Raw genomic sequence first — 21,983 nt, 5'->3', positions numbered from 1 at the left:
TAAATGACATCAAAAAAAATAGGCCTCAGAGAGATAGTCCTTTCTGTGTGGGAATTGTTGGATCATAGAGAGCGAAAGCTTGCCCAGATATTCATTGCGATGAGCATTTTAGCCACTCTCTTAGAAATGTTAAGTCTTGGAATAGTTGTTCCCCTGCTATATGCTTTTTCAGCATCTGCACAGTCACAAAATACCGGCTTATTCGGAATTTTTATGAGTCTTTCTTTTATAAGGGATCTAACTTTATTTCATACATTATTGTTGCTAGTAATCCTTTTTTCCCTTAAAAATATTTTTCTTCTTTTTTTGGCAAGATTTCAAGCAAAGTATGTATTTGGTATTGAGGAGGCATTATCGAATCGCATATATCAAATTTATCTCTATCAGCCGTATTCATTTTTTTTGCAACATAATTCCGCTCAGCTTCTAAGAAATATAATGCGCGAACCAAGTCAATTTGCTCATAATTCACTCTCACCTCTTTGTTCATTGGTTACAGAATTTTTCATATCCGTTGGCATTGTTTCTTTATTAATCCTTGTTAATCCCCTGGGCACCATTACCTCCTTAGCTCTATTTGGAGTTGTTGGATACTTTTTCTACGTATTTGCACATCAGAGAATTTCTTTGTGGGGCAGGGATCATCAGTTTCACGAGGGGAGGAGACTGCAAAACTTACAAGAGGGTTTTGGTTCTATCAAGGAAATTCTGATAGGGGCGCTTCAGGATAAATTTACTGCAGCGTATGCTGAACACATGCGTGCAGGTTCGCTAGCCGGAATAAATCAACAGTCAATACAGTCGGCCCCAAGACTTTTTATTGAATTATTTGCAGTGGTGGTACTTTCTATCTCGATATGGTTTTTTAGTCATTTAGATCCCGCTATGTTGTTACCAATTATCGGTCTTTATGCTGCGTCTGCATTTCGTCTTATGCCCGGCATTAACAGAATTATTAATTCGCTTCAGTCCTTGCGTTACTCAGCATCAACAGTGCAATTATTAAAAAAAGAATTAACTTTAGATGTAAAAACACATATTCGAAAGGGTGCTCCAATCCATTTTAAAAAAAATATTAATTTAGAAAAAATATCATTTAGCTTTAATAAAAATGCAAGAATTTTATTTAATGATGCAAACGTAATTATCAAAAAAGGTGATGTCGTATTTTTATCGGGTCCAAGTGGGTCGGGAAAAACAACTTTAGTAGATATTATTTGCGGATTGCAACAACCTACAAGTGGGCGCGTTCTAGTTGATGGTGCAGACATTTCGGGCGATATAGCTAGCTGGCAAAAGCACATTGCATACGTACACCAAACCACCTTTCTTTTGGACGGAACAATTAAGGAAAATATAATTTTTAGCACCTCTAAAGAGGCAATTGATGAGGATCGCTTAAGGGAGGTATGCAGAATTTCCGGGGTGAATGAAATAGTCCACTCCCTACCTGGCGGTATTGATACACGAGTTGGCGAGCGCGGTAGCAATCTTTCTGGTGGCCAGCGTCAAAGAATTGGTCTTGCAAGAGCTCTATATCGAGGAGGTGATTTATTAATATTGGATGAGGCAACAAATGCTTTAGATGCAAAACTTGAAGCAGAAATTGTCCGCAATATCCTTGGATTTACATCTGGCATGACTAAAATTTGGATCACACATAATGTAAATTTATTGAACAATACTCAAAACATATATGTGGGAGATGGATCTATTAGAAAGATATAATAAGGGAATAGAATGATTATGAAATTAATATGAAAAAAATATTATTAGTTGGAACAAGTTTTAGTGCAGCCCCCTTGGCTGAATGCTTAATAAAAATGGGTTATAGTTTACATACTTGCGGAAATCAAGCGCAAGATCCATGCGTTAGCTGGGCTGGCGAACATCATTGTTTCGATTACTCAAATCCAGATCTTTTATTGGAATTGGTTAAAAAAGAAAATTACTCTGCAATCCTTCCGACATGCAATGACGATTCCTATCTTTCAGTTATTAAGGTTGCTGAGATTTTGGGTTTACCTGGTTTTGACAGTGTAGAAACTACTCTAATATTGCATGATAAATTCAAGTTCAGATCCTTTGCGTCCTCTCACAGCATCCCTGTCCCAAAAATTTGGGATTACGGATCAGGTAGTGAAACTCCTAATGCTTCAGACTATCCGCTTTTGGTAAAGCCTGTAGATAGCTTCAGTGGAAAAGGGATTACAAAATTATTGAATAAAGACGGTTTGCACGAAGCAATTCACATTGCTAAATTACACTCACGTTCCAAGAGTTATGTAATTGAAAGTTTTTTAAATGGGTCACTACACAGTCATTCAGCTTTTATAAAAAAAACTAAGATTGAACGTGAATTTTTTGTAGACGAATTTTGCACTGTTTATCCCTATCAGGTCAATTCTTCAAATTGTCCTTCAAGTCTAGATAATCAAGTTCGAATTCTGATTCGTCAATATATTGAGAATCTATCGACCTTGCTAGGTTTGGCTGATGGACTTCTGCATACCCAGTTTATTGTTTCAGACGGTAAGCCTTATTTGGTAGAGTGTATGCGCAGATGTCCGGGTGACCTTTTTTATCACCTCGTTAGTTTTTCAACTGAAAATGCATACATATCAAATTATTTGAGACCATTTCTGGGAAAACCATATGTTTTTTTGAGTGATGATAAACAGATTCCATGGGCACGTCACACTATTTCAATGCCAGATGATGCTGTAGTTTATGGCTACTCAGTTGAGGGTGGTGCTGAGGAAACGAGGTTTTTCCAACTCAGTGAGTCTGGGAGTCTGATCAAGAAAGCGCCCTATGGAAAGGTTGCTATATTCCTTACACGCTACCAATCTCTTGAGCAGTTGTATACAAATACAAAAATTTTGGCTAATAAAGTCAGTCTTTATACTAATCGGAGTTCCCTTTTATGATTTCAGTGCAGAAAATAATTTCTCGGAAGATTATGAGGGTTGCGATTATTGGGGGAGGCATTAATTCCGCCGTAGGTAGAGCGCATGTTGCAGCATTGAAGATAGATGGCTTCTTTAAAATCGTAGCCGGTTCATTTAGCCGCAATAATGAAGTTAATATGAGTTCAGCCGTTGAGTACGGGGTCGATATCTCCAGAGTTTATTCGGATCACAAGCAATTGATCTCTAGTGAGTTGGGCAAGATTGATGCAATTATTGTCCTTACCCCGACATCATTGCATACAATACCTGTTTTAGATGCATTAAATGCAGGCATTCCCGTGATTTGTGAAAAGACATTAACTGCCAATATTAAAGATACTCAATTGGTGAGTGACACGTTAATTTCTAATAAAGGATTTTTAGCTGTAACATATAACTATTCGGGATATCCAGCAGTTAGGGAATTGCGGGAGCTTATTAACTCTGGTCAAATTGGTGAGGTTCTTCATTTTGCAGTCGAAATGCCGCAAGAAGGATATTTACGAACTAATCTGGATGGAAAACGGCTGCAACCTCAGAATTGGCGTCAAGCGGACGAGCAGATACCTGTTATTTATCTCGATTTAGGTTCACACCTTTATCAACTATCTTCATATATTCTTGGCGTCCGTCCAAGATCCGTGTTTGCCACAGAGCAATCCTGCGGTTTTTATCCTGTTGTTGACTCGGTATCTGCTTTGGTTAAGTATGAGCGCGGCATTATTGGTAACTTCATGTTTGGAAAGACAATGATTGGCTATCGTAATGGTCTGAAAATTAGAATATTTGGTACTAAAGCAGCTCTGGAGTGGACGCAGTCTGATCCAGAGTGTATAAAGTTTTCTTATGCTGATGGAAGAATTGAGTTGCGCGATCGTGGTGTCGGAGGTTCAGAGCTTTCATCTTCAAGGTATGCTCGTTTTAAAGCAGGACATCCTGCTGGTTACATAGAGGCATTTGCAAATCTATATGTGGATATTTATCATGCCCTAATTGACTATGATGAAAGGGGTGCATGGAGCTCAACCGAGGTTTTTGGCTCTGAGCATTCTCTCGAGGGGCTAAAGTTTATTCAATCGATGCATCAATCAGCTAATAGTGCTTCAGTAATCGAGATTGGTTGAGAGAGTCCTGGTGTTAAGTGCTTAAATTTTTTCATTCGCATTCTTAAATATTATCTAAATTTAAAGTGAGGCCTAGTAATGGGTTTTAATGCTGCAGTTGTAGAAAAAAAGCTTGATTGGTCTTCATCTGCAATAAAATTTTGCGATGATTTCTTGCAATCAAGTTTGCCTAAGTACATTCTTGGCTGCAACATATATGCTAAGAGTGTTGCAGAACATATTGATATAGATGGATTTATTGATGATTATTCAAGTAACTTAAAGTTTCTTGGTAAGCCGGTTGTTAAATCATCCTTGGTTCCACAAAATTCACTAGTACTTAATGTGGCGGGTGGTCGACCGCTATCTGCACGTACAAGACTAAATGCGTTGGGCTTACAAAACCTCGATTATTTTGCATTTTCTAAAATTGCGCCATTGCCTTTGAGGGAGCTGCGATTTAACGAAGGTTTTGAGCGAGAATTTCTCGAAAACAATAATAAATACCAATGGATATATAACTTATTGAAGGATGAAGAATCGCGGGATGTATTCGCTAGGCTTGTGAAATTTAGATTTGACCACGATATTTCACACTTAGAAGGATTTACTCAGCGTGAAGATATTCAATATTTTGAAAATTTTCTATGCTTGAATGAGGACCATGAATTATTTCTTGATGTTGGGGGATACGATGGGTATACAACCCAAGAGTTTATAAAGCTCTGCCCTCAATTTGACTCAATTCATATTTTTGAGCCAGATAAAAAAAATTATGATTCTTGTTTAGCTGCGCTATCACAATATAAGAATGTTAATTTTCATTTATTAGGACTTTCAAATCAAAAACAAACTCTAAGATTTAATATGATGGGGTCTTCATCCAGCGTGAGCCAGGATGGCTCGGTCATCATTAATGTGGATCGTCTTGATGACATCCTTAAGGTTCGCCCCACGTTTATTAAGATCGATATTGAGGGTGCCGAGTTGGCTGCAATTGAGGGCGGACGCAATACTATTTTGAATGGTCACCCTAAAATGGCAATATCGATTTATCATAATCCAGGCGACTTTTGGAGAATTCCCGAATTAATTCTGAGTATTCGAGATGATTATGATGTCTATATTCGGCACTATACAGAATCTATCTACGAAACAGTAATGTTTTTCTTACCCCGCAAAGTCTCTACTTAGTAAAGTTAAAATATGCTGCTAAAACCATCCATGATCACTTGATTTAGAAAGACGCATCGTAAAGAGTGAAATGAAAAATATTAAACATAGTATTGTTATAGTTTCATTCAATCAAGAGAAATATATAGTAAATGCAATCAAATCTATTTTTGATCAGCAACTTGAGCCATATGAATTAATAGTTTTAGATGATTGCTCGACCGACGGAACTGCTAAGGTTGCACATGAATTAATTGAGAGCTATAACCCTTCGTTTAAGTGTCGAGTAATTATTAACGAGCGAAACTTGGGTATACCAAAAAATATGAAGAAAGCCGCTGAAGTTTCTTCTGGAAACGTTTTTAGTTTGCTCGCCGCTGACGATATTTTTCTACCAAATGCTACCCGTTGCGTTAAGAATGCGATTCAGAAAGCCGGATTAGATCCTGATCATGATGTGTTCGTATGCTTTTCACCCTCACTCAATATGGATGCTGATGGAAAAAATCAGGTATTAGCTAACTACAAGATATATCGACAATCACCTTTCCAAACCATGATTCGGAAATGTGCCCCATTTGGAAAGATTGGATTTTCAAGATCTTCTATTATTAATGTGGACTACCCCGATGATATTGGTATTTGGGCTGATTGGGCCTGGGATATAAGTATCTGCAACCAAGCTAATTCCTATTACGTAATAAATGAAATTTGCTACATACATTATGCAAAGATTGGCGTCTCCTCAAAAACTGCAAATGCGGAGATTGATGACTCCTATCTGAAGGTTACTATTTATCTGATGAATAAATACAAAAATTCTCTTTCATTTTTTGATCGAATTTATTTGGAGGGCGAGAGGGCTTATCTCTCCTGGAAAATTAATCGAGGATTTCTGACCTTGGTTAAAAGCATATTATTTACCCTTGTAAATATATTTAATTCAGGTAGTTTAAGCTCAAGTAAATCCTTAGCCTCAAGATTTTTGCACTCAAATCTAATAAATGCATTTCGAAAATCTAAAGAGATTTTGAAATTATTGATATAAAAATGAAACCCTTACCATGCCCAATACTGGTTATTTTTTTTAATAGACCTGATATTTTTTACAGGCAGCTTGCCGCACTTAGAAGTTTCCAGCCCCCCATTATTTTTTTTGCGGCAGATGGAGCTAGAAATTTTGATGAGGAGGATGTTGAGAAATTAAGATTTTGCAAACAAATGATTTCTCAGTTGGTTGATTGGGACTGTACCCTTGACTTCTTTTACGCTAAAAAAAATCTTGGATGTGATTTATTTGTTCCAACTGCAATTAATTGGTTTTTCTCAAAAAATCAATCTGGAATTATTCTTGAAGATGACTGTTTAATCTCCAGAGAATTCTATGAATATTCATCATATTTACTTCATAAATATCGAGATGATCATCGCATCATGAATATTTCAGCTGCAAATTTTCAGACCAAAAAGTGGGGAGACGGAGATTATTATTTTTCTAGATATCCAGCCAATTGGGGGTGGGCAACTTGGAGTAGGGCTTGGAAGCACTTTGACCAAGAGTTAAATGATTTGGATCGGTTTGTTGCTTCAGGTGGGGGCTTTTATAAAATTAAATTAAGTGCTCAAGAGAGGACCTATTGGCTTAAGTTTTTTAAAGGACTTAGGAGGGGTGTTTATACATTCTGGGATGCAAAGTGGTTATATGCAATTTGGAGAGTAGATGGACTTTCGTTGTCCCCAAATGTCAATTTATCTACGAATATTGGTTATGGTGAGCAAGCAACTCATACTAAGAATCGTATGGATACGCACGCACTTCCGATACATTCATTGGGGAGTACAGTAATAGATCCATCTTGTCGATCTATCCAAGCTGAAGCAGATTATTATCTTTATGATAATTTTTATAAGCCAACTATTGGAGGCTTAATAAAATCAGCCATTAATAAACTAAGAAAATTCTTATTGTGAAAATTTTGACCATCACTGCAAGTGATAATTCAATCGGTGGAGCGTCTAGGGTAGCGATGGATATTCATCGTGGGCTACTAGAGCGTGGGCACGAGTCTGTTGTTTTTTCTGGAAAGTCTGAGATTAGTAGTGACAATCCTATGGTTAAACAGATTGAGCGTCCGTTGTGGTCTAAAGCCCTTTCTTGGTTATTATCAAATGATGTTGATTTTTTCCAAACTGATTATTTATTGCAAACCCCCGAATTTTTAGCGGCAGACCTGATTCATTGTCACAATCTTCATGGTTGGTATTTCAGTCTAAAAACATTAAAAAAAATGTCTCAGATTAAGCCTGTTTTATGGACGTTGCATGATATGTGGGCCATCACACCGCATTCTGCACATACATCTTCGGATGTTATAAAAAATGGTATTTACCAAATCTCAGATAAAAGGCTGTACCCAACAACAATCTGGAATAATGATTATTATCTTTCGTGGCGAAAATCTAGTTTGTATAAGGAGATGAATATTTCCTTAGCAAGCCCATCGCATTGGTTGCTTGGTAAGTTAAGGACTTCTTCTCTCTCTCCAAAGGAGGCCTTCCATGTACCTAATGGGATTGATTTTAATAAATTTAAGATTGGCCCTAAGGCGGATCTAAGAAAGAAATTTAAATTTTCACATGCGCCATTGATATTATTTATTGGTGCAAATGCTGAGACTAACTATTACAAAGGATATGAGGATTTTTGTTGGCTTGCTGCATCAGACCTGGGGTTAGGGTTTCAATATGTATGTTTAGGGTCAAAGAATGATGGATTTAGGATGGGTATTCATCATTTGAAAGCATCTTCGGATAAAGCATATCTTGCGGAAATTCTGTCTTGCGCTGATGTCTTGGTATGTACATCTAAATATGAGAACTTTCCACTTGTAATTTTGGAGGCGATGGCGTGCGGTACGTCTGTATTAACGTATGACATTGGAGGGTGTTCTGAGGCTATTGTAGATGCGCCCAATTGCGTATCGATTATGCCTGGGAATCGTAAGCTATTGATTGAATCACTTCATAACATTATTAGTGAAGCTCGTATCAGGGGTGATGGACTTCGTAATGAGCTGAGGAATTATGCGCAAGAGCGATTTAGTCTTGGTAAGATGATCGATAAGTATATTGATGTCTATCAGGCGATCCTTTCAAAAAGGAGGGTATCTTGATATTAGTTAGACTTAATGGCGGGCTTGGCAATCAAATGTTTCAATATGCTACCGGATTCATGCTTGCATTTAAAAATGATGATGTCTTAAAGCTAGACATTTCTGGTTATCAAAATATAGAAAATAGACGACAAATTTATCGGAATCTAGATATTAAAGATTTTACAATAACAGCAGCTATTGCGAGCCCTCAGGAGGTTAGCCAAGCCAAAAATCCACTGGGATCTCTATCTAAGATCTTGCGACTATTAGAGCAAAAAATATTCAAAAGATACTATATAGATTGGCATCCTGAGATTTTAAAAAAAGTTGGTAATATTTATTTGGATGGTTACTTTCAGAGTGAAAAATATTTTATAGGTAATGAAAATTTAATTCGTGCTGAATTTTCGCTTAAGTCGGATTTGTATAAAAATATTCTTCCGTTAATTGATGATATAAAAAATAAGCCTGTATCTGTTAGTCTTCATGTGCGAAGGGGTGATTATGTTGAGGATCCACGAGCTAGGAGGCAGCATTTAGTCTGCGATATTAGCTATTATGAGCGTGCAGTTTCCGAAATGCAAAAAAAATATCCAAATTTGCATTTATATATTTTTTCCGATGATCCCCAGTGGGTTCGCAATAGCCTTAGCTTCAATGCCGACGTTACTTATATATCGGCAAATGAGAATATGCGAATAGATCTTAAGCCCTCTCAAGAGATGGTATTGATGTCGAAATGTGATCACCATATTATTTCTAATAGCTCTTTTAGCTGGTGGGGCGCTTATTTAAATAAGGCAGAAAATAAAACTATATTAGCACCAGATATCTGGAATAGAGGGCCGGTACCACAGATTAATATCCTGCCTGAGGGGTGGATAAAGTTCCCAGTTGTTAGTCATGATCTCTGATGTATGCCACGCCCCGATTAGTGTAATTATCCCCTGCTACAGGGCTAGCTCTACATTGCAAAGGGCGGTCCAGTCAATTCTCGATCAAACTCAATTACCAATGGAGTTGATTATGGTTGATGATGCCAGTCCAGATAATGGTAAGACGAAATTTATAATCTCAACCCTAGAGAAGATGATTTATCGAAGAAATTTGGGTATTTCAGTCAAGGCTATTTTTTTAAATAGTAATATTGGTCCTGGTGGTGCGCGAAATATAGGATGGGCTAGGGCAACCCAACCGTGGATTGCTTTTTTGGATGCTGATGATGCTTGGGCGGTAAATAAAATTGCATTGCAATACGGCCTACTTAAAAAGATAGAGGGTATTGACTTGATCGCGCATCAAAGCATCTTAATTCCTGAAATAAATTTTTTGCCACGGCAATCATTGGTGAAAAATTGTCGCTTGAAAAGAATCAGTCTATCTCAGATGCTGATTTCTAACTCAATTCCAACACGTTCTGTCATATTAAGAAAAGATATCCCTTACCGATTTCCCAATGGACATTTTTCTGAAGATTTTTCTCTCTGGTTATCTATTATCTCTGCGGGTTATGATGTGCGAATCATGGATTGCCCTCTTGCCTATACTTTCAGACCAGAGTTTAGTGGAGATGGTTATAGTAGCCAGCTATGGAGGCAGCAAAAAAGAGAGTTATTCACTCTTTACGATCTTCGTCGTAGGGGCGGTATTAATTTTTATGTATTAACTATTGTATGCATTTGGTCAATAATAAAATTTTTTCGTCGTATTATAACAAGAGGCTTTTTTAAAACTATCGCTAGTGCCAGAAAAAATTTATTTAATGAATGAAGCTATGACCAATAGAAAATCTATTTGCATAGTATCTGCTTCGCCGCTTAGCATTTATTTTTTTCTTATCCCCCATATTTCAGAACTTTCAAAAAAATTTGATGTAACTCTTGTATTTGATCCTAGAAATGACATCTATATAAGTGGTGTGGATTTAGGGGCAAAAGTAATTCCAGTGAGAATGGCTCGAAAGCTTAGCCCTATTAAGGATTTAGTTTCTCTTTGGGATTTATGTAAAGTGTTTAGGACATGTAAGTTTGATCTTTTGATCTCCACCTCCCCCAAGGCTGGCTTACTATCTATGATCGCTTCATGTTTTAGCGCGCCCACCATTAGATTACATATTTTTCAAGGGGAATTTTGGGCCTCTAAGCGAGGAATCTTCAGATTAATTTTAAAAATAGCAGATTCACTAACAGCCCTACTTGCAAATAAATTATTAGCCGTAAGTTTTTCAGAAAAATTATTTTTAGCTGCTCAGGGTATTGCCCCGATAGGAAAAATCGATGTTATTAGTTATGGCTCTATAGGTGGGGTAGACGTCGAAAGATATCAATATCAAGACTTATCTAGATTTAACATCAGAAAATCTTTAAATATTCCTATTGATGCTACTGTAGCCTTATTTATGGGGCGCATTGTTATGGATAAAGGAGTATTTGAGCTGGTTGAAGCATTTATAAAATGTTTTAAGGAATGCCCAAATCTCTATCTCGTAATTGTGGGTCCTGATGAAGATGGATTGGTGTCAAGGTTATTTTCTGCTCACGACTCTAGTTTCAATCGTCTTAGGGTGGAAGGTTTTACTGCCAATCCAGAACAATATATGTCTGCAGCAGATTTTTTGTGTTTACCGAGTTATAGAGAGGGATTCCCAGTTTCAATATTAGAGGCTTCCGCCATTGGAATTCCATCAATTGGAACTAATATTTATGGAATATGTGACGCCATAGATAATGGAGTAACTGGATTATTGGTTGAGTCTAAAAATATCCAAGCACTTTCCAGGGCAATTACTTTTTTTTATAAAAATCCTAAAAAGCGTAAGGCGTATGGAGAAGCAGCTCGACAAAGGGTTTTAAGAGACTTTCGTCAAGAGTATGTTGTGCAGGCATACATAAACTACTTTTCGAGAGCATTGAAATTAGGCCCCAACAGGACCTTCTTTAGTGTGATGAAAAGAATTTTTGACTTAATACTCAGCGCACTTGGTTTAATTATTTTATTTATTCCAATGCTCATAATTGCCATATTGGTAACCATGACCTCTCCTGGCTCAGCCATATATTGGTCTGATCGAGTTGGCAAGGATGGAGAAATTTTTAAGATGGCAAAATTTAGATCTATGCGACTAAATACACCAGCAATAGCAACAGATTTGATGAGAAATCCAGATTTTTTTATAACACCAATTGGAAAATTTTTACGAAAATCAAGCCTAGATGAATTACCTCAGCTATGGAATATTCTTTTGGGTGATATGAGTTTTGTCGGACCTAGGCCAGCTCTATACAACCAGTACGAATTAATTCAAAAGCGCTACGAAGTTGGTATTGATTCTTTGAGACCGGGTCTTACAGGTTGGGCGCAAGTGAATGGTAGGGATGAAATTCCAGTTGAAGATAAGGTTCATTATGACTGTCAGTACTTGCAACAGCAATCGTTATTATTGGATTTGAAAATATTATTACTTACTGTGGGTAAAGTTTTTCGTAGTGATGGAGTGGCGCACTAATGGTGAGAGGTGGAGTCAATGTAGCCCTAGGTTTGCCGCGTTGGCTCAAGCGATTAATTGCCTTGACCCTAGATATTGGGCTATGCTTTTTAACTACATGGTTCGCATTCTATTTGCGACTAGGTGTATGGGTGAGTCCTCTTCAAGATAAGGCATCCTTGGATATATTGGCCAGGCCTGACATTGCTATGGGTCTATCAGTTATCCTATCTATACCGCTCTTTGTTTCATTTGGACTTTATCGTGCTATCTTTAGATATTCAGGATGGTCAGCCTTGCTTGCAATTGCTCGCACCATTGGAATCTACGGCATTCTTTATGCTGGCGTCTTTACTATAATTGGTATTCAAGGCGTACCTCGAACCATCGGTTTAATTCAACCAATTCTGCTCTTAATTGCTGTTGGCTCCTCAAGGGCCCTTGTTAGTCATTGGTTTGGTAAAGTTTACAGAGAGCAATTGGCGCTTGGAGAGCTTCCTAAAGTTTTAATTTATGGTGCTGGTAGCGCTGGAAGAGAGTTAGCTGCGGCAATTCGCAATAGTAAAAAAATGCAAGTCGTTGGATTTATTGACGACGATAAAATGTTGCAGGGTAGTAATTTAAATAATTTAACAATTTATGCTTCCGAGAATTTAAGCTATGTTGTAGAAAGGCTTGGAATTAGCGATATTCTATTGGCTATGCCATCGATCGGGCGCTCTAAACGTGCTAAGCTGATCTCAGGGATTTCGAAATTAGGAGTTACTATCAGGACATTGCCTAGCGTCCAGGATTTGGCTAGCGGAAAAATTTTAGTCTCTGATATACATGACTTGGATATCGAGGATTTATTGGGTCGAGACCCTGTAAACCCTGATATTAATTTGTTATCAAAAAATGTAACCGGAAAAGTGGTGTTGGTTACAGGGGCGGGAGGGTCAATTGGAAGTGAATTGTGTCGTCAAATCTTTGATTTGAAACCAAAGCAGCTAATTCTTGTAGACCAAAGTGAATATTCTCTATATGCTATTGAGCAAGAGCTTTTATCGTTGGCTGGTGATATTGGTATTTATGGGGCGCCAGTAAAAGCATTCTTAGCGCCTATAACAAGTGAGCGAGCCGTTAGAGTTATTCTTGAAGGCTTTCATCCGCATATCATTTTTCATGCGGCAGCATATAAGCATGTACCACTTGTTGAGAAAAACCCAGTTGAAGGTATTTTAAACAATGTATATGGAACTCTCAACCTTGCATGTCTAGCAAGCAAGTATAGCGTTCCAAATTTTGTACTCATCAGTACCGATAAGGCTGTGCGGCCAACCAATATTATGGGAGCAAGCAAGCGTCTTGCGGAGATTATTTTGCAAGCCCTAGCAAATGATTTCTCATCAAGTTCCAATACCATTTTTTCAATGGTGCGTTTTGGGAACGTTCTCAATTCTTCTGGATCTGTTGTGCCACTTTTCCGTAAGCAAATTCAAAATGGTGGTCCAATTACCTTAACACATCCAGAGGTCACTCGCTTTTTCATGATGATTCCAGAGGCCGCCCAATTAGTGATTCAGGCAAGCTCGATGGCCAAGGGGGGTGATGTATTTGTATTGGACATGGGGGATCCGGTAAAAATTTATGATTTAGCAAAAAAGATGATCCAATTATCTGGCCTCGAATTGCGAGATGAAAAAAATCCAAATGGCGATATTGAGATTGTTATAACCGGCTTGCGCCCCGCAGAAAAACTTTATGAGGAGCTATTGATTGGAAACGATCCAAAGTTGACAATTCATCCGCGCATCTTAAGAGCTCATGAGGGATATGTAGAGCTTGAGATGGTCTTTAAGTACTTGCTGGAATTAGAAAAAATATTGAAAGATGGCTCTGAAAACGAGATAAAATATTCAATATTCGGGTTTATTGAAAATAATACTGTCCCTCCAAACGATAAATAAATTTCAATAATATATCGATTTATCGTTTATGGTAGAGAAATGTTAACTATAGTTAACTAGTCCTGTTAAACTAAATCAAATTTATTAAAAAAGAGGTTTTGTGAAAATAAACGATTTACGGATTGCTGAAATACTAATTAAATCAAATCTTAAAATAAGATACAAAAGAACCATTCTAGGGTTATTCTGGTCGTTATTAAACCCATTGCTATCCGTCTCATTTATTTCTGTAATCTGGGCGGTTCTGCTTGGGCAATCTTATTCCTCGTATTTCTTGCAGTTATTCCCAGCCTATTTATCTTGGCAGTTGTTTTCAAATTTACTCTCTGGAGCAGCGGGATCAATGACGGGTAATGAGGGTTTGATAAAAAAAGTGCCAATCAATTTAGAGATATTTCTTTTAGTTAACCTCGGCAACCATATGATTGATTTTTTGCTTTCAATTACCATGCTAAGTATTTTGATGATAATTGGGTCACGATTTTCATCCCCACTCCCTGATTTGGGGTTTTTTATTTCACTCATAAGTTTAATTATTTTCGCATATAGTGGTGGAATGATATTGTCGGTATTAAATGTATATTTCAGAGATGTAGGATATTTATTGGGGGTTATATTGCAAATACTTTTTTTTATGACCCCAGTACTTTACTCCAAAAATATGATAGCTGGCAAACAAGCAGTTGCAGATATTATTGTTAGCCTTAATCCATTAAGCTACATGATTGGATCTATTCGAGAGGGATACGCCGGAAAAACTGAAGAATATAGCCTTATTTTTTTAGTACTTTTTGGGAGCATCATATTCTATTTTATGGCTAAGGCTATATTAAATACTAACCGAAACAAAATACCTCTTTATCTATAAAATGTCAACTGTAAATTTCGATAACGTTTCTCTAAAATTTAATAAACCTACAAATAAGAAAAATACAATTAAAGAAGGTATTATTAAATTTATATTAAATTTTGGAAAAAATTACTATAAATACGATACACACGATGTATTAAGAGATATTAATTTTAAAATTATTGATGGTGATCGTGTGGTAATTATTGGGCAGAATGGTGCAGGTAAAAGTACTCTTTTACGATTAATAACAGGAATATACAAGCCCACAAGTGGTGAGGTGAAAATTGAGGGTTCAATAACCTCATTAATTGAAGTTGGAGCGGGAATGAATCCGGAATTAACTGGGCGAGAGAATATAATATTATCTGGGCTAATTTCAGGATTTAATTCAAAAGAGTTGCGTGCACGCGAACAGGAAATTATAGACTTTGCTGATATTGGTGATTTTATTGATGTTCCAATGAAATATTATTCAACTGGAATGTGCTATAGACTCTCTTTTTCTTTGGCACTATTGGTCAGGCCTGATATTCTAGTTGTGGATGAATTATTCGCTGGTGGCGACTTAAACTTTATCGAAAAGTCCACAAAAAGAGTTGAAGAGTTGAAAAATGATTCCTCAATATTTATTAGTGTTACTCATGATCTGAACTATGCTAAAACTTTTTTTAATAAAATAATTTATATTAAAAATAACAAAATAGTATATTTTGGAGACGATATTGCTGGATGTTTATTAAAGTATCAAAATGAATCTTTACATTGAGAAAGCGAAGGTTTTTTACCGTAAAAATTTTGCTAAATATTTTATTTTTAGAATAATAAGAAATTTAATAAAAAATGACTTTGATGCAATTATTATAGAGCTAAGAAATAAATCACCGGTGTACTTTCTTGATTTATACCCTAAATTCTTCAAACACTCATTCCATAAAAAAATTAGCTTCAGTGACTTTATAAGTGTTAATAAAATATCGGCGCAGGTTTTATTCGACGAATATCAATACAATCCACGACCTTTTACTTCTATTCCGGAGAGGTATCAAAATGAATATAACATCTCATTTGATGAGTTAACCTTCCCTCAAGTGCTTACTTTTGAGATTCAAAATTGTTTTTTGTTAGGCGGCGCAGATTTAATTTTTACTGATTCTGAGTGTATTCACTCAAATTTTATCAATTGGAACAGAGAGGAGCTGTACCCAGTCTCTAATGCAATTATCTGGGACTCTGGAAAAGGAATTTTAGTCCGTAACCGTTCGAAATCTTTGGAAATTGATAGCGCTATTCATCTTATTAATGGTTTGAATGGCAATTATGCCCACTTTTTACTGGAAACATTGCCAAAATTAAGTGGATTAATCTGTATGGGGGTATATAAAAACCAGCCAATTTTGATAGATGAAGGTTTGCATGAAAATATTTATGAGGCAATTCAGTTGCTGACGGGGTTTTCTGGACGCATAATAAAGGTCGCAAAAGGCGAAATGGTTATTTGTAAAAAATTAGTTGTTTTTACACCGACCGCAAGAATTATTTATAACCACAAAAATATTAACCTATCCGATCCACTAGTTTTTTCTGATAGTTTTTATAATCTTAATGCAATTAAGTCTATGTCTAAACATGTGCTTAATGTCATTGCTACTACCAATACGATATCCACTTTGGGCCAAAAAAAAATATTTTTCTGCAGGGGTGAAAATCAAGGGCGAAAAGTTCATAATCATCGGTTACTAATTCAAATTTTTAAAGATAAGGGATTTGAAGTATATAATCCCAACGACTTATCATTTAAAGAGCAAATTCATATTTTAAGTGGATGTAATTTCTTTGTAACTCAAACTGGTGCTGCTTTAAGTTCACTAATCTTTCTTAAGCCAAAAACTAAAATACTTACATTTGCGGGTTGGCCGGGAAATGCTGGAAATTGCCATTTTTTTATTAATCTTCGGGATGATCTTGCCGGCGATATTAACTTTGTAATGTTTGAGCCCGACCCTAATTCTCAGTCACTTGTCCATAAGGATTTTTTTGTGGATATTCAATTTATGGATAATTTATTGGACTCTTATTAATTTTAATACCGTTGATATTTTTAATTAAATATATAATAAGGCAAGGGGGTAGGGACTTTCAAAAATATATTTCTATTCGCCTTATCAATGCTACAACATTGGGTGTATTGATACTAATCTAGAATAAATTATTTGTTCTTTAAATTCAGGAATCGAAGATTTTTCTAAATTAAGTCTAGACTATAATAGTTTTCCTATGGCTCTTAATCAAATTATAGCATTTCGTCTATTTGATATATAAATTAAATTCTCTAAATCACCAGATCTAATATTTTGAAAATTACTAATATTTTTTTAACCTAAATAGGATTCAATTGAAAGAAAACCAGATTTTAGAGTAAATAAAATACTATCCTACTATTGATTTATTAATATCTTATTAGTCAATTTATAGATTTTTTTATGAGCTATCTTTACGGCACCAAACTCAAGAACAAATACTCAAAGAAGATAATCAGGTGCACAACACCCTGTAATAGAGTGGTCCTGCCTATGGCTAGCGTTAATGCCCCAATAAAGAAGGTCAGGTACATCAGCGTCATATTGAGATCGCTAATACCAAGGCTTAAAGGCAGGTTGAAGAAAATAGCAATCGCTGCAATTGTTGGGATTGAAAGCCCAATACTGGCTAGCGCTGAACCTAGCGCCAGGTTAAGGCTGCTTTGAAGGCGGTTTGCCTTGGCGGCTCTCACTGCTGCAAAACCTTCGGGAAGAAGAACCAGCATCGCAATGGCAATACCAACAATTGTCTTGGGTGCTCCCGCAGCTTTAACTCCCGCTTCAATCACTGGACTTAATAGCTCTGCAAGACCTACAACCACAATCAACGACAGAATGAGCAACGCAACGCTGACAGCTGTTTTGAGATTGCTAGGTTTTTGCGCATGAAAGTTAATATCTGTTTTCTTATCTTCTGCTTTGGGTAGGTAGTAGTCGCGATGGCTGACTGTTTGAAAGAATAAAAAAGCTGCATAGAGTGCAAAAGAGGCAATCCCTGCAAACGCCAGTTGGCTTTTAGTAAAGTCAGGACCTGGTGTGCTGGTGGTCACAATGGGCATCACCAGAATGAATGTGGCTAATGCGGTGAGTACTGCTAGGGCAGAGTTGGTGCCTTCATTACGAAAAGACATTTCATGATGGTGAAGACCGCCAATAAAGATGCACAAACCAATCACGCCATTAATCACGATCATTACGGTCGCAAAGACGGCATCTCTAGCAATAAATTGCGAGCCATCGTGGCCTGAGAGCATCATCGAGATGATTAAAGAGACTTCAATGATGGTGACACTAATGGCTAGAATAAGAGCACCATAAGGCTCACCCGTTTTATGAGCAACTACCTCGGCATGGTGCACGGCTGAAAGTACGCCGCCAATCAGGGCTGCTGCCATGAGGGCAATGAACCAAGTTTGGCTGCTAAGCTCGCTAAGTAAAGTTGTCATAGGTGCTATAGAAATAAATTATGTATTGAATAAATAATCTTGATACTGTCCACTCATCAAAATAAACGGATATCTTGAAAAGCAATTAATATGACTCAATTATCTAATGATTAATCTGTTTTATAGCGATTTCTGAAGAATTCATCAAAATGAAAGCAATCATCCTCTTTGGCCATGGTGCCCGTGACGTGCGTTGGCGCGAGCCATTTGATCGCCTGGCAGAGCTATGGCGCTCTCAGAATGCCACCGTTCCTGTAGGGCTCGCTTTTCTAGAAATGATGCAACCTTCTCTAGAAGAGGCTGTTGGTGCCCTGAGTCTTGCTGGCGCCACTCAAATCACCGTTGTGCCGGTCTTTTTTGGCCAAGGTGGTCACTTGCGTAATGATTTCCCGGTGCTGCTAGATGCGTGTAAGGCTAAATTTCCAGCAATTGCTTTAAGCGCGACGCCGGCTGTTGGCGAGGATTTGGCTGTCTTGCAGGCTATTGTTGATTTCGGGGCTAGAGCCCTTTAAATTTTCACTGGAATGACTTAAGGCTGCGCCGATCATAATTAGTGCAGGCGAGCTGCTATCAAACCAATCATCTGCTTTACCGTCCGCCAACTCTTGAAGGGTGCTACTCCATAGTCTTTCTTTTGGGGTGGAAACTGCTTCCAAAATATGTACCGGTGTAGTGGCTTGGTGAGGTTGATTTTGCTTAATCAATTGCCTTGCAATCTGCGCCGCATCTTTGCGTCCCATGTAATACACCAAAGTATCCGCGTTAGGATTGGTGATGGGGTTGATTATTGGGTTGATGGTTTGGTTATTGCCCGGCTGACTCTCATCGACTTTCGATTGATTAGTATTTTCTGTGCCTTGCGCTAAGGTAATAAAGGCGACGCTTCTACTGACTCCGCGGAGAGTTAAGGATTGCTGCAGGCTAGCAGCTCCCGCTAGTGCGGCGGTAATGCCAGGTACAACCTCTACCTCAATGCCTGCTTGTTTGAGGGCAGTGATTTCTTCATCAGCGCGACCAAAGAGCATAGGATCACCACCCTTAAGACGCACAATCACTTGATGCTTTTGGGCAGCATCCACTAAGCGCTTATTGATGAAATGTTGCGCAGAAGAGAGCTTGCCACAGCGTTTACCAACAGCGACATGTTCTGCTTGTGGGCATAGCGATAACATCTCAGGGTCAACTAATGCGTCATGAAAAACGATATCTGCTTTGGCTAATAACTTGGCACCACGCACAGTAATGAGATCGACTGCACCAGGGCCAGCGCCAACTAAATATACTTTACCGAGACTTGAAGAATTGTTTTTCATGAGGATAGATTTATGCGCTTAGTTCGTTGCTAGTAAGCTTCTCTTGTTGCGCCAGCTGTTCTGGGTGGTAACGGAGAACAAATCAAATTGCTTGAGTGCAATATCTAAGTTCTGATCTGGACGCAATGCAAAACTATCAAAACCAACCCGAGCACCTTGCAAGAGTTGATCGATAAGCACATCACCAATCGCCCGAATCTCACCAGTCCATTGGAAGCGATCTCGCAAGAGGGCGGCGGTACTAAAACTTCTACCATCTCTAAAGATTGGGAAGTGTGCTGCCACTAAAGGCCACACGGCTTTACCTTGCTCAATTAGATCGGCGTGTTTCAAAATATCGTCATCGGCAGCAAACCAGACACCAATTTGACCAGCTTTAGCTTTAGATTGAATATCTATTTCCTTGTGGTGCTGTATCCACCAAGCAAAAGGCACCAATACATTATGAGGACCATGCTCTAAATCTGGCAGGCCACCTTCATCTTGGCTGCCATTCCAGATTTGCCATTCATTTGAGGCCAGTGTTGGCTTCCCACCTTTTGGAAAGTGCAAAATCTGCTCGTGGGCAGCAATGATGTTGGTATTTGCTTCTGCTTGACTCATGATGTCACTCCAGTGGCGGTGTTACTTTCTGCCTCTGCATTGCTTTTCTTGGCATACTCTTTTTTATTTTTATAAGCGGCTTCCTTGAAAGGCGTTACACCAATACGGCGATAGCTAGCAATAAAGGATTCATCCTCAGTGCGCTCTTTGATGTAGGTATTGATGATGTTGGTAATCACATCCGGAATCTCATCGGCATAGAAAGAGGGGCCAATTACCTTGCCAATAGCAGCATTGTTGCCTTGCTCTCCGCCCAGAGTGATTTGATACCACTCTTCACCATCTTTATCGACGCCGAGTACGCCGATATTGCCAACGTGGTGGTGGCCACAAGAATTAATGCATCCAGAAATATTTAAGCTGATATCACCTAAATCAAATAAGTAGTCCAGGTCATCAAAGCGTTCTTGAATGGCTTTGGCAATAGGCAGGGACTTGGCATTAGCCAGGGAGCAAAAATCACCGCCAGGACACGCGATGATGTCAGTCAGCAAACCCACGTTTGGTAAAGCTACCTTTTGTTTTTTGGCTTCTTGCCAGAGCTCATACAGCTTAGCTTGCTCTACATCGGCTAGTACCAAGTTTTGTTCATGGGTAGCACGTAATTCACCAAAACTGTATTGATCTGCAAGATCGGCAATCGCTAGCATCTGTGCAGTAGTGGCATCTCCAGGGGCAACCGTGCCATGAGGTTTGAGTGACAAAATCACGCTAGCGTAACCAGGCACCTGATGTGGTTTGACGTTACGCTTTAACCATTTTGCAAAGGCAGTTTGCGTGGCTTGGTCAGCATCACTTGCTATTGCAATCACTTGCTCTGTTGTCAAAGCAGGTAAAGCTTTATATGCAGGCTTAGTGAAATGCTTGGCAACACGATTCCACTCCGCTTGAGTAAAGTTGTCATCACCATTTTTGATGTGAAGCCATTCACCTTCAACTTGACGGGCAAATTCTTCTGGGCCTAAGGCCTTTACTAAGATCTTGATGCGAGCCTTATAGAGATTGTCTCTGCGGCCAAAGCGGTTGTATACGCGCAGCAATGCAGTGAGGTAGCTTGGGAGTAGTTGCCATGGCAAGTCCTGCTTGATGAGGGATCCCAAAATAGGGGTGCGACCCATGCCGCCACCTGCGTAAATATCGGCAGTGAGTTCACCATTATTGATATTAGGATTTTTCTTGAGCTCAATACCGACGTCATGGCAAAGCAATACCGTGCGATCTTCTTTGGCGCCATTGACTGCAAACTTAAACTTGCGTGGCAAGTGTGCAAACTCTGGGTGCAGTGTTGACCATTGACGCAAGAGTTCGCAAATCGGACGAGTATCTACATATTCATCTGCGGCTACACCTGCAAAGGCATCACTTGTAATGTTGCGAATACAGTTGCCTGAAGTTTGAATGGCATGCATCTCCACTTTGGCAAGCTCAGCCAAAATATCTGGAGTGTCTTCTAAGGTGACCCAGTTGTACTGAATATTCTGGCGCGTAGTGAAGTGACCATAGCCACGATCATATTTTTCAGAAATGAGTGCCAGTGTGCGCAGTTGTTTGGCGCTAAATAAGCCATAAGGAATGGCAACACGCAGCATGTATGCATGGCGTTGGTGGTACAGGCCATTTTGTAGGCGCAATGGGCGGAATTCTTCTTCGGCCAGGCTGCCGTCCAAACGGCGGGCAACCTGATCACGAAATTGGGCAACCCGTTGATCTACAAGGGTTTGATCGATAGCATCATATTTATACATAGGTATGAATTGTCAGGGGTTTTCAATATTCCTCAAAATACTGAAAAATTGATCCTATATAACTTAAATGCATATAGATTATTTAGGTTTTCCAGGCTATTTATCCTGCTCCTGTTCAGATGTGTAATTTA

At 38.4% G+C, this 21,983-nt stretch carries 19 protein-coding genes; 15 read left to right on the top strand and 4 right to left on the bottom strand.

Going from position 1 to position 21,983, the window contains the following annotated elements; translation table 11 throughout:
• Positions 1-3: 3 nt before the first annotated feature.
• The 14 genes from ICN19_RS03000 (at position 4) to ICN19_RS02935 (ending at position 16,746) form a co-directional block, all read left to right on the top strand.
• On the top strand, positions 4-1,728 hold the full coding sequence (locus tag ICN19_RS03000; protein ID WP_216245688.1) for an ABC transporter ATP-binding protein: 1,725 nt from the start codon (positions 4-6) through the stop codon (positions 1,726-1,728).
• Positions 1,729-1,757: 29 nt separating this feature from the next.
• Positions 1,758-2,930 carry an acetyl-CoA carboxylase biotin carboxylase subunit family protein gene (locus ICN19_RS02995; protein WP_216245686.1) on the top strand — a complete coding sequence of 391 codons (1,173 nt, stop codon included), beginning with the start codon at positions 1,758-1,760 and terminating at the stop codon, positions 2,928-2,930.
• The gene (locus ICN19_RS02990) at positions 2,927-4,075 is read left to right on the top strand and encodes a Gfo/Idh/MocA family protein (RefSeq protein ID WP_216245684.1); all 1,149 of its coding nucleotides are present in this window, start codon (positions 2,927-2,929) and stop codon (positions 4,073-4,075) included. Before ICN19_RS02995 ends, ICN19_RS02990 begins: the two co-directional genes overlap by 4 nt.
• Before the next feature lie 78 nt (positions 4,076-4,153).
• Positions 4,154-5,248 (top strand): FkbM family methyltransferase, encoded by a 1,095-nt coding sequence (locus ICN19_RS02985; RefSeq protein ID WP_216245683.1) that lies wholly within the window; start codon positions 4,154-4,156, stop codon positions 5,246-5,248.
• A 70-nt stretch (positions 5,249-5,318) separates the two neighbouring features.
• Positions 5,319-6,275: a glycosyltransferase family 2 protein gene (locus ICN19_RS02980; protein ID WP_216245680.1), complete on the top strand. Its 957-nt coding sequence runs from the start codon at positions 5,319-5,321 to the stop codon at positions 6,273-6,275.
• Positions 6,276-6,277: 2 nt separating this feature from the next.
• A complete protein-coding gene (locus ICN19_RS02975) occupies positions 6,278-7,198 on the top strand; it encodes a hypothetical protein (RefSeq protein ID WP_216245678.1) in 921 nt (306 codons plus the stop codon).
• Positions 7,195-8,400 (top strand): glycosyltransferase, encoded by a 1,206-nt coding sequence (locus ICN19_RS02970; protein WP_216245676.1) that lies wholly within the window; start codon positions 7,195-7,197, stop codon positions 8,398-8,400. The genes ICN19_RS02975 and ICN19_RS02970 overlap by 4 nt, the downstream gene beginning before the upstream one ends.
• Positions 8,397-9,296: an alpha-1,2-fucosyltransferase gene (locus ICN19_RS02965; protein WP_216245674.1), complete on the top strand. Its 900-nt coding sequence runs from the start codon at positions 8,397-8,399 to the stop codon at positions 9,294-9,296. Before ICN19_RS02970 ends, ICN19_RS02965 begins: the two co-directional genes overlap by 4 nt.
• Positions 9,286-10,152 (top strand): glycosyltransferase family 2 protein, encoded by an 867-nt coding sequence (locus tag ICN19_RS02960; RefSeq protein WP_216245672.1) that lies wholly within the window; start codon positions 9,286-9,288, stop codon positions 10,150-10,152. Before ICN19_RS02965 ends, ICN19_RS02960 begins: the two co-directional genes overlap by 11 nt.
• The gene (locus ICN19_RS10260) at positions 10,145-11,887 is read left to right on the top strand and encodes a sugar transferase (protein ID WP_216245670.1); all 1,743 of its coding nucleotides are present in this window, start codon (positions 10,145-10,147) and stop codon (positions 11,885-11,887) included. Before ICN19_RS02960 ends, ICN19_RS10260 begins: the two co-directional genes overlap by 8 nt.
• 131 nt (positions 11,888-12,018) lie before the next feature.
• The gene (locus ICN19_RS02950) at positions 12,019-13,815 is read left to right on the top strand and encodes a polysaccharide biosynthesis protein (RefSeq protein WP_370625116.1); all 1,797 of its coding nucleotides are present in this window, start codon (positions 12,019-12,021) and stop codon (positions 13,813-13,815) included.
• Between the two features lie 100 nt (positions 13,816-13,915).
• Positions 13,916-14,683, top strand: coding sequence for an ABC transporter permease (locus tag ICN19_RS02945; RefSeq protein WP_216245667.1), 768 nt, complete (start codon positions 13,916-13,918; stop codon positions 14,681-14,683).
• Between the two features lies 1 nt (position 14,684).
• Positions 14,685-15,434 carry an ABC transporter ATP-binding protein gene (locus ICN19_RS02940; protein ID WP_216245665.1) on the top strand — a complete coding sequence of 250 codons (750 nt, stop codon included), beginning with the start codon at positions 14,685-14,687 and terminating at the stop codon, positions 15,432-15,434.
• Complete coding sequence (locus ICN19_RS02935) at positions 15,418-16,746, top strand: DUF563 domain-containing protein (protein ID WP_216245663.1); 1,329 nt, start codon at positions 15,418-15,420, stop codon at positions 16,744-16,746. Before ICN19_RS02940 ends, ICN19_RS02935 begins: the two co-directional genes overlap by 17 nt.
• 413 nt (positions 16,747-17,159) lie before the next feature.
• Here ICN19_RS02935 and ICN19_RS02930 read toward each other — a convergent pair whose 3' ends face one another.
• On the bottom strand, positions 17,160-18,191 hold the full coding sequence (locus ICN19_RS02930; protein WP_216245662.1) for a calcium:proton antiporter: 1,032 nt from the start codon (positions 18,189-18,191) through the stop codon (positions 17,160-17,162).
• Positions 18,192-18,334: 143 nt separating this feature from the next.
• Here ICN19_RS02930 and ICN19_RS02925 point away from each other — a divergent pair, with 143 nt between their 5' ends.
• On the top strand, positions 18,335-18,703 hold the full coding sequence (locus ICN19_RS02925; RefSeq protein WP_370625140.1) for a sirohydrochlorin chelatase: 369 nt from the start codon (positions 18,335-18,337) through the stop codon (positions 18,701-18,703).
• On the opposite strand, the gene cobA is transcribed toward ICN19_RS02925, so the two are convergent.
• The 3 genes from cobA to ICN19_RS02910 are packed head-to-tail and all read right to left on the bottom strand — an operon-like array spanning position 18,626 to position 21,852.
• Positions 18,626-19,504: a uroporphyrinogen-III C-methyltransferase gene (cobA, locus tag ICN19_RS02920; protein ID WP_216245658.1), complete on the bottom strand. Its 879-nt coding sequence runs from the start codon at positions 19,502-19,504 to the stop codon at positions 18,626-18,628. The two genes, ICN19_RS02925 and cobA, sit on opposite strands and share 78 nt — an antisense overlap.
• An 18-nt stretch (positions 19,505-19,522) precedes the next feature.
• Positions 19,523-20,107 carry a DUF934 domain-containing protein gene (locus ICN19_RS02915; protein WP_216245656.1) on the bottom strand — a complete coding sequence of 195 codons (585 nt, stop codon included), beginning with the start codon at positions 20,105-20,107 and terminating at the stop codon, positions 19,523-19,525.
• Positions 20,104-21,852 (bottom strand): nitrite/sulfite reductase, encoded by a 1,749-nt coding sequence (locus tag ICN19_RS02910; protein WP_216245655.1) that lies wholly within the window; start codon positions 21,850-21,852, stop codon positions 20,104-20,106. The genes ICN19_RS02915 and ICN19_RS02910 overlap by 4 nt, the downstream gene beginning before the upstream one ends.
• Positions 21,853-21,983: the final 131 nt, after the last annotated feature.

This window comes from Polynucleobacter sp. AP-Capit-er-40B-B4 (genome assembly GCF_018882245.1).
In the GTDB taxonomy this organism is placed as follows: Bacteria; Pseudomonadota; Gammaproteobacteria; order Burkholderiales; family Burkholderiaceae; genus Polynucleobacter.
The sequence above is the reverse complement of the archived record's forward strand: the minus strand, read 5'-3'. Positions and strand labels throughout refer to the sequence as shown.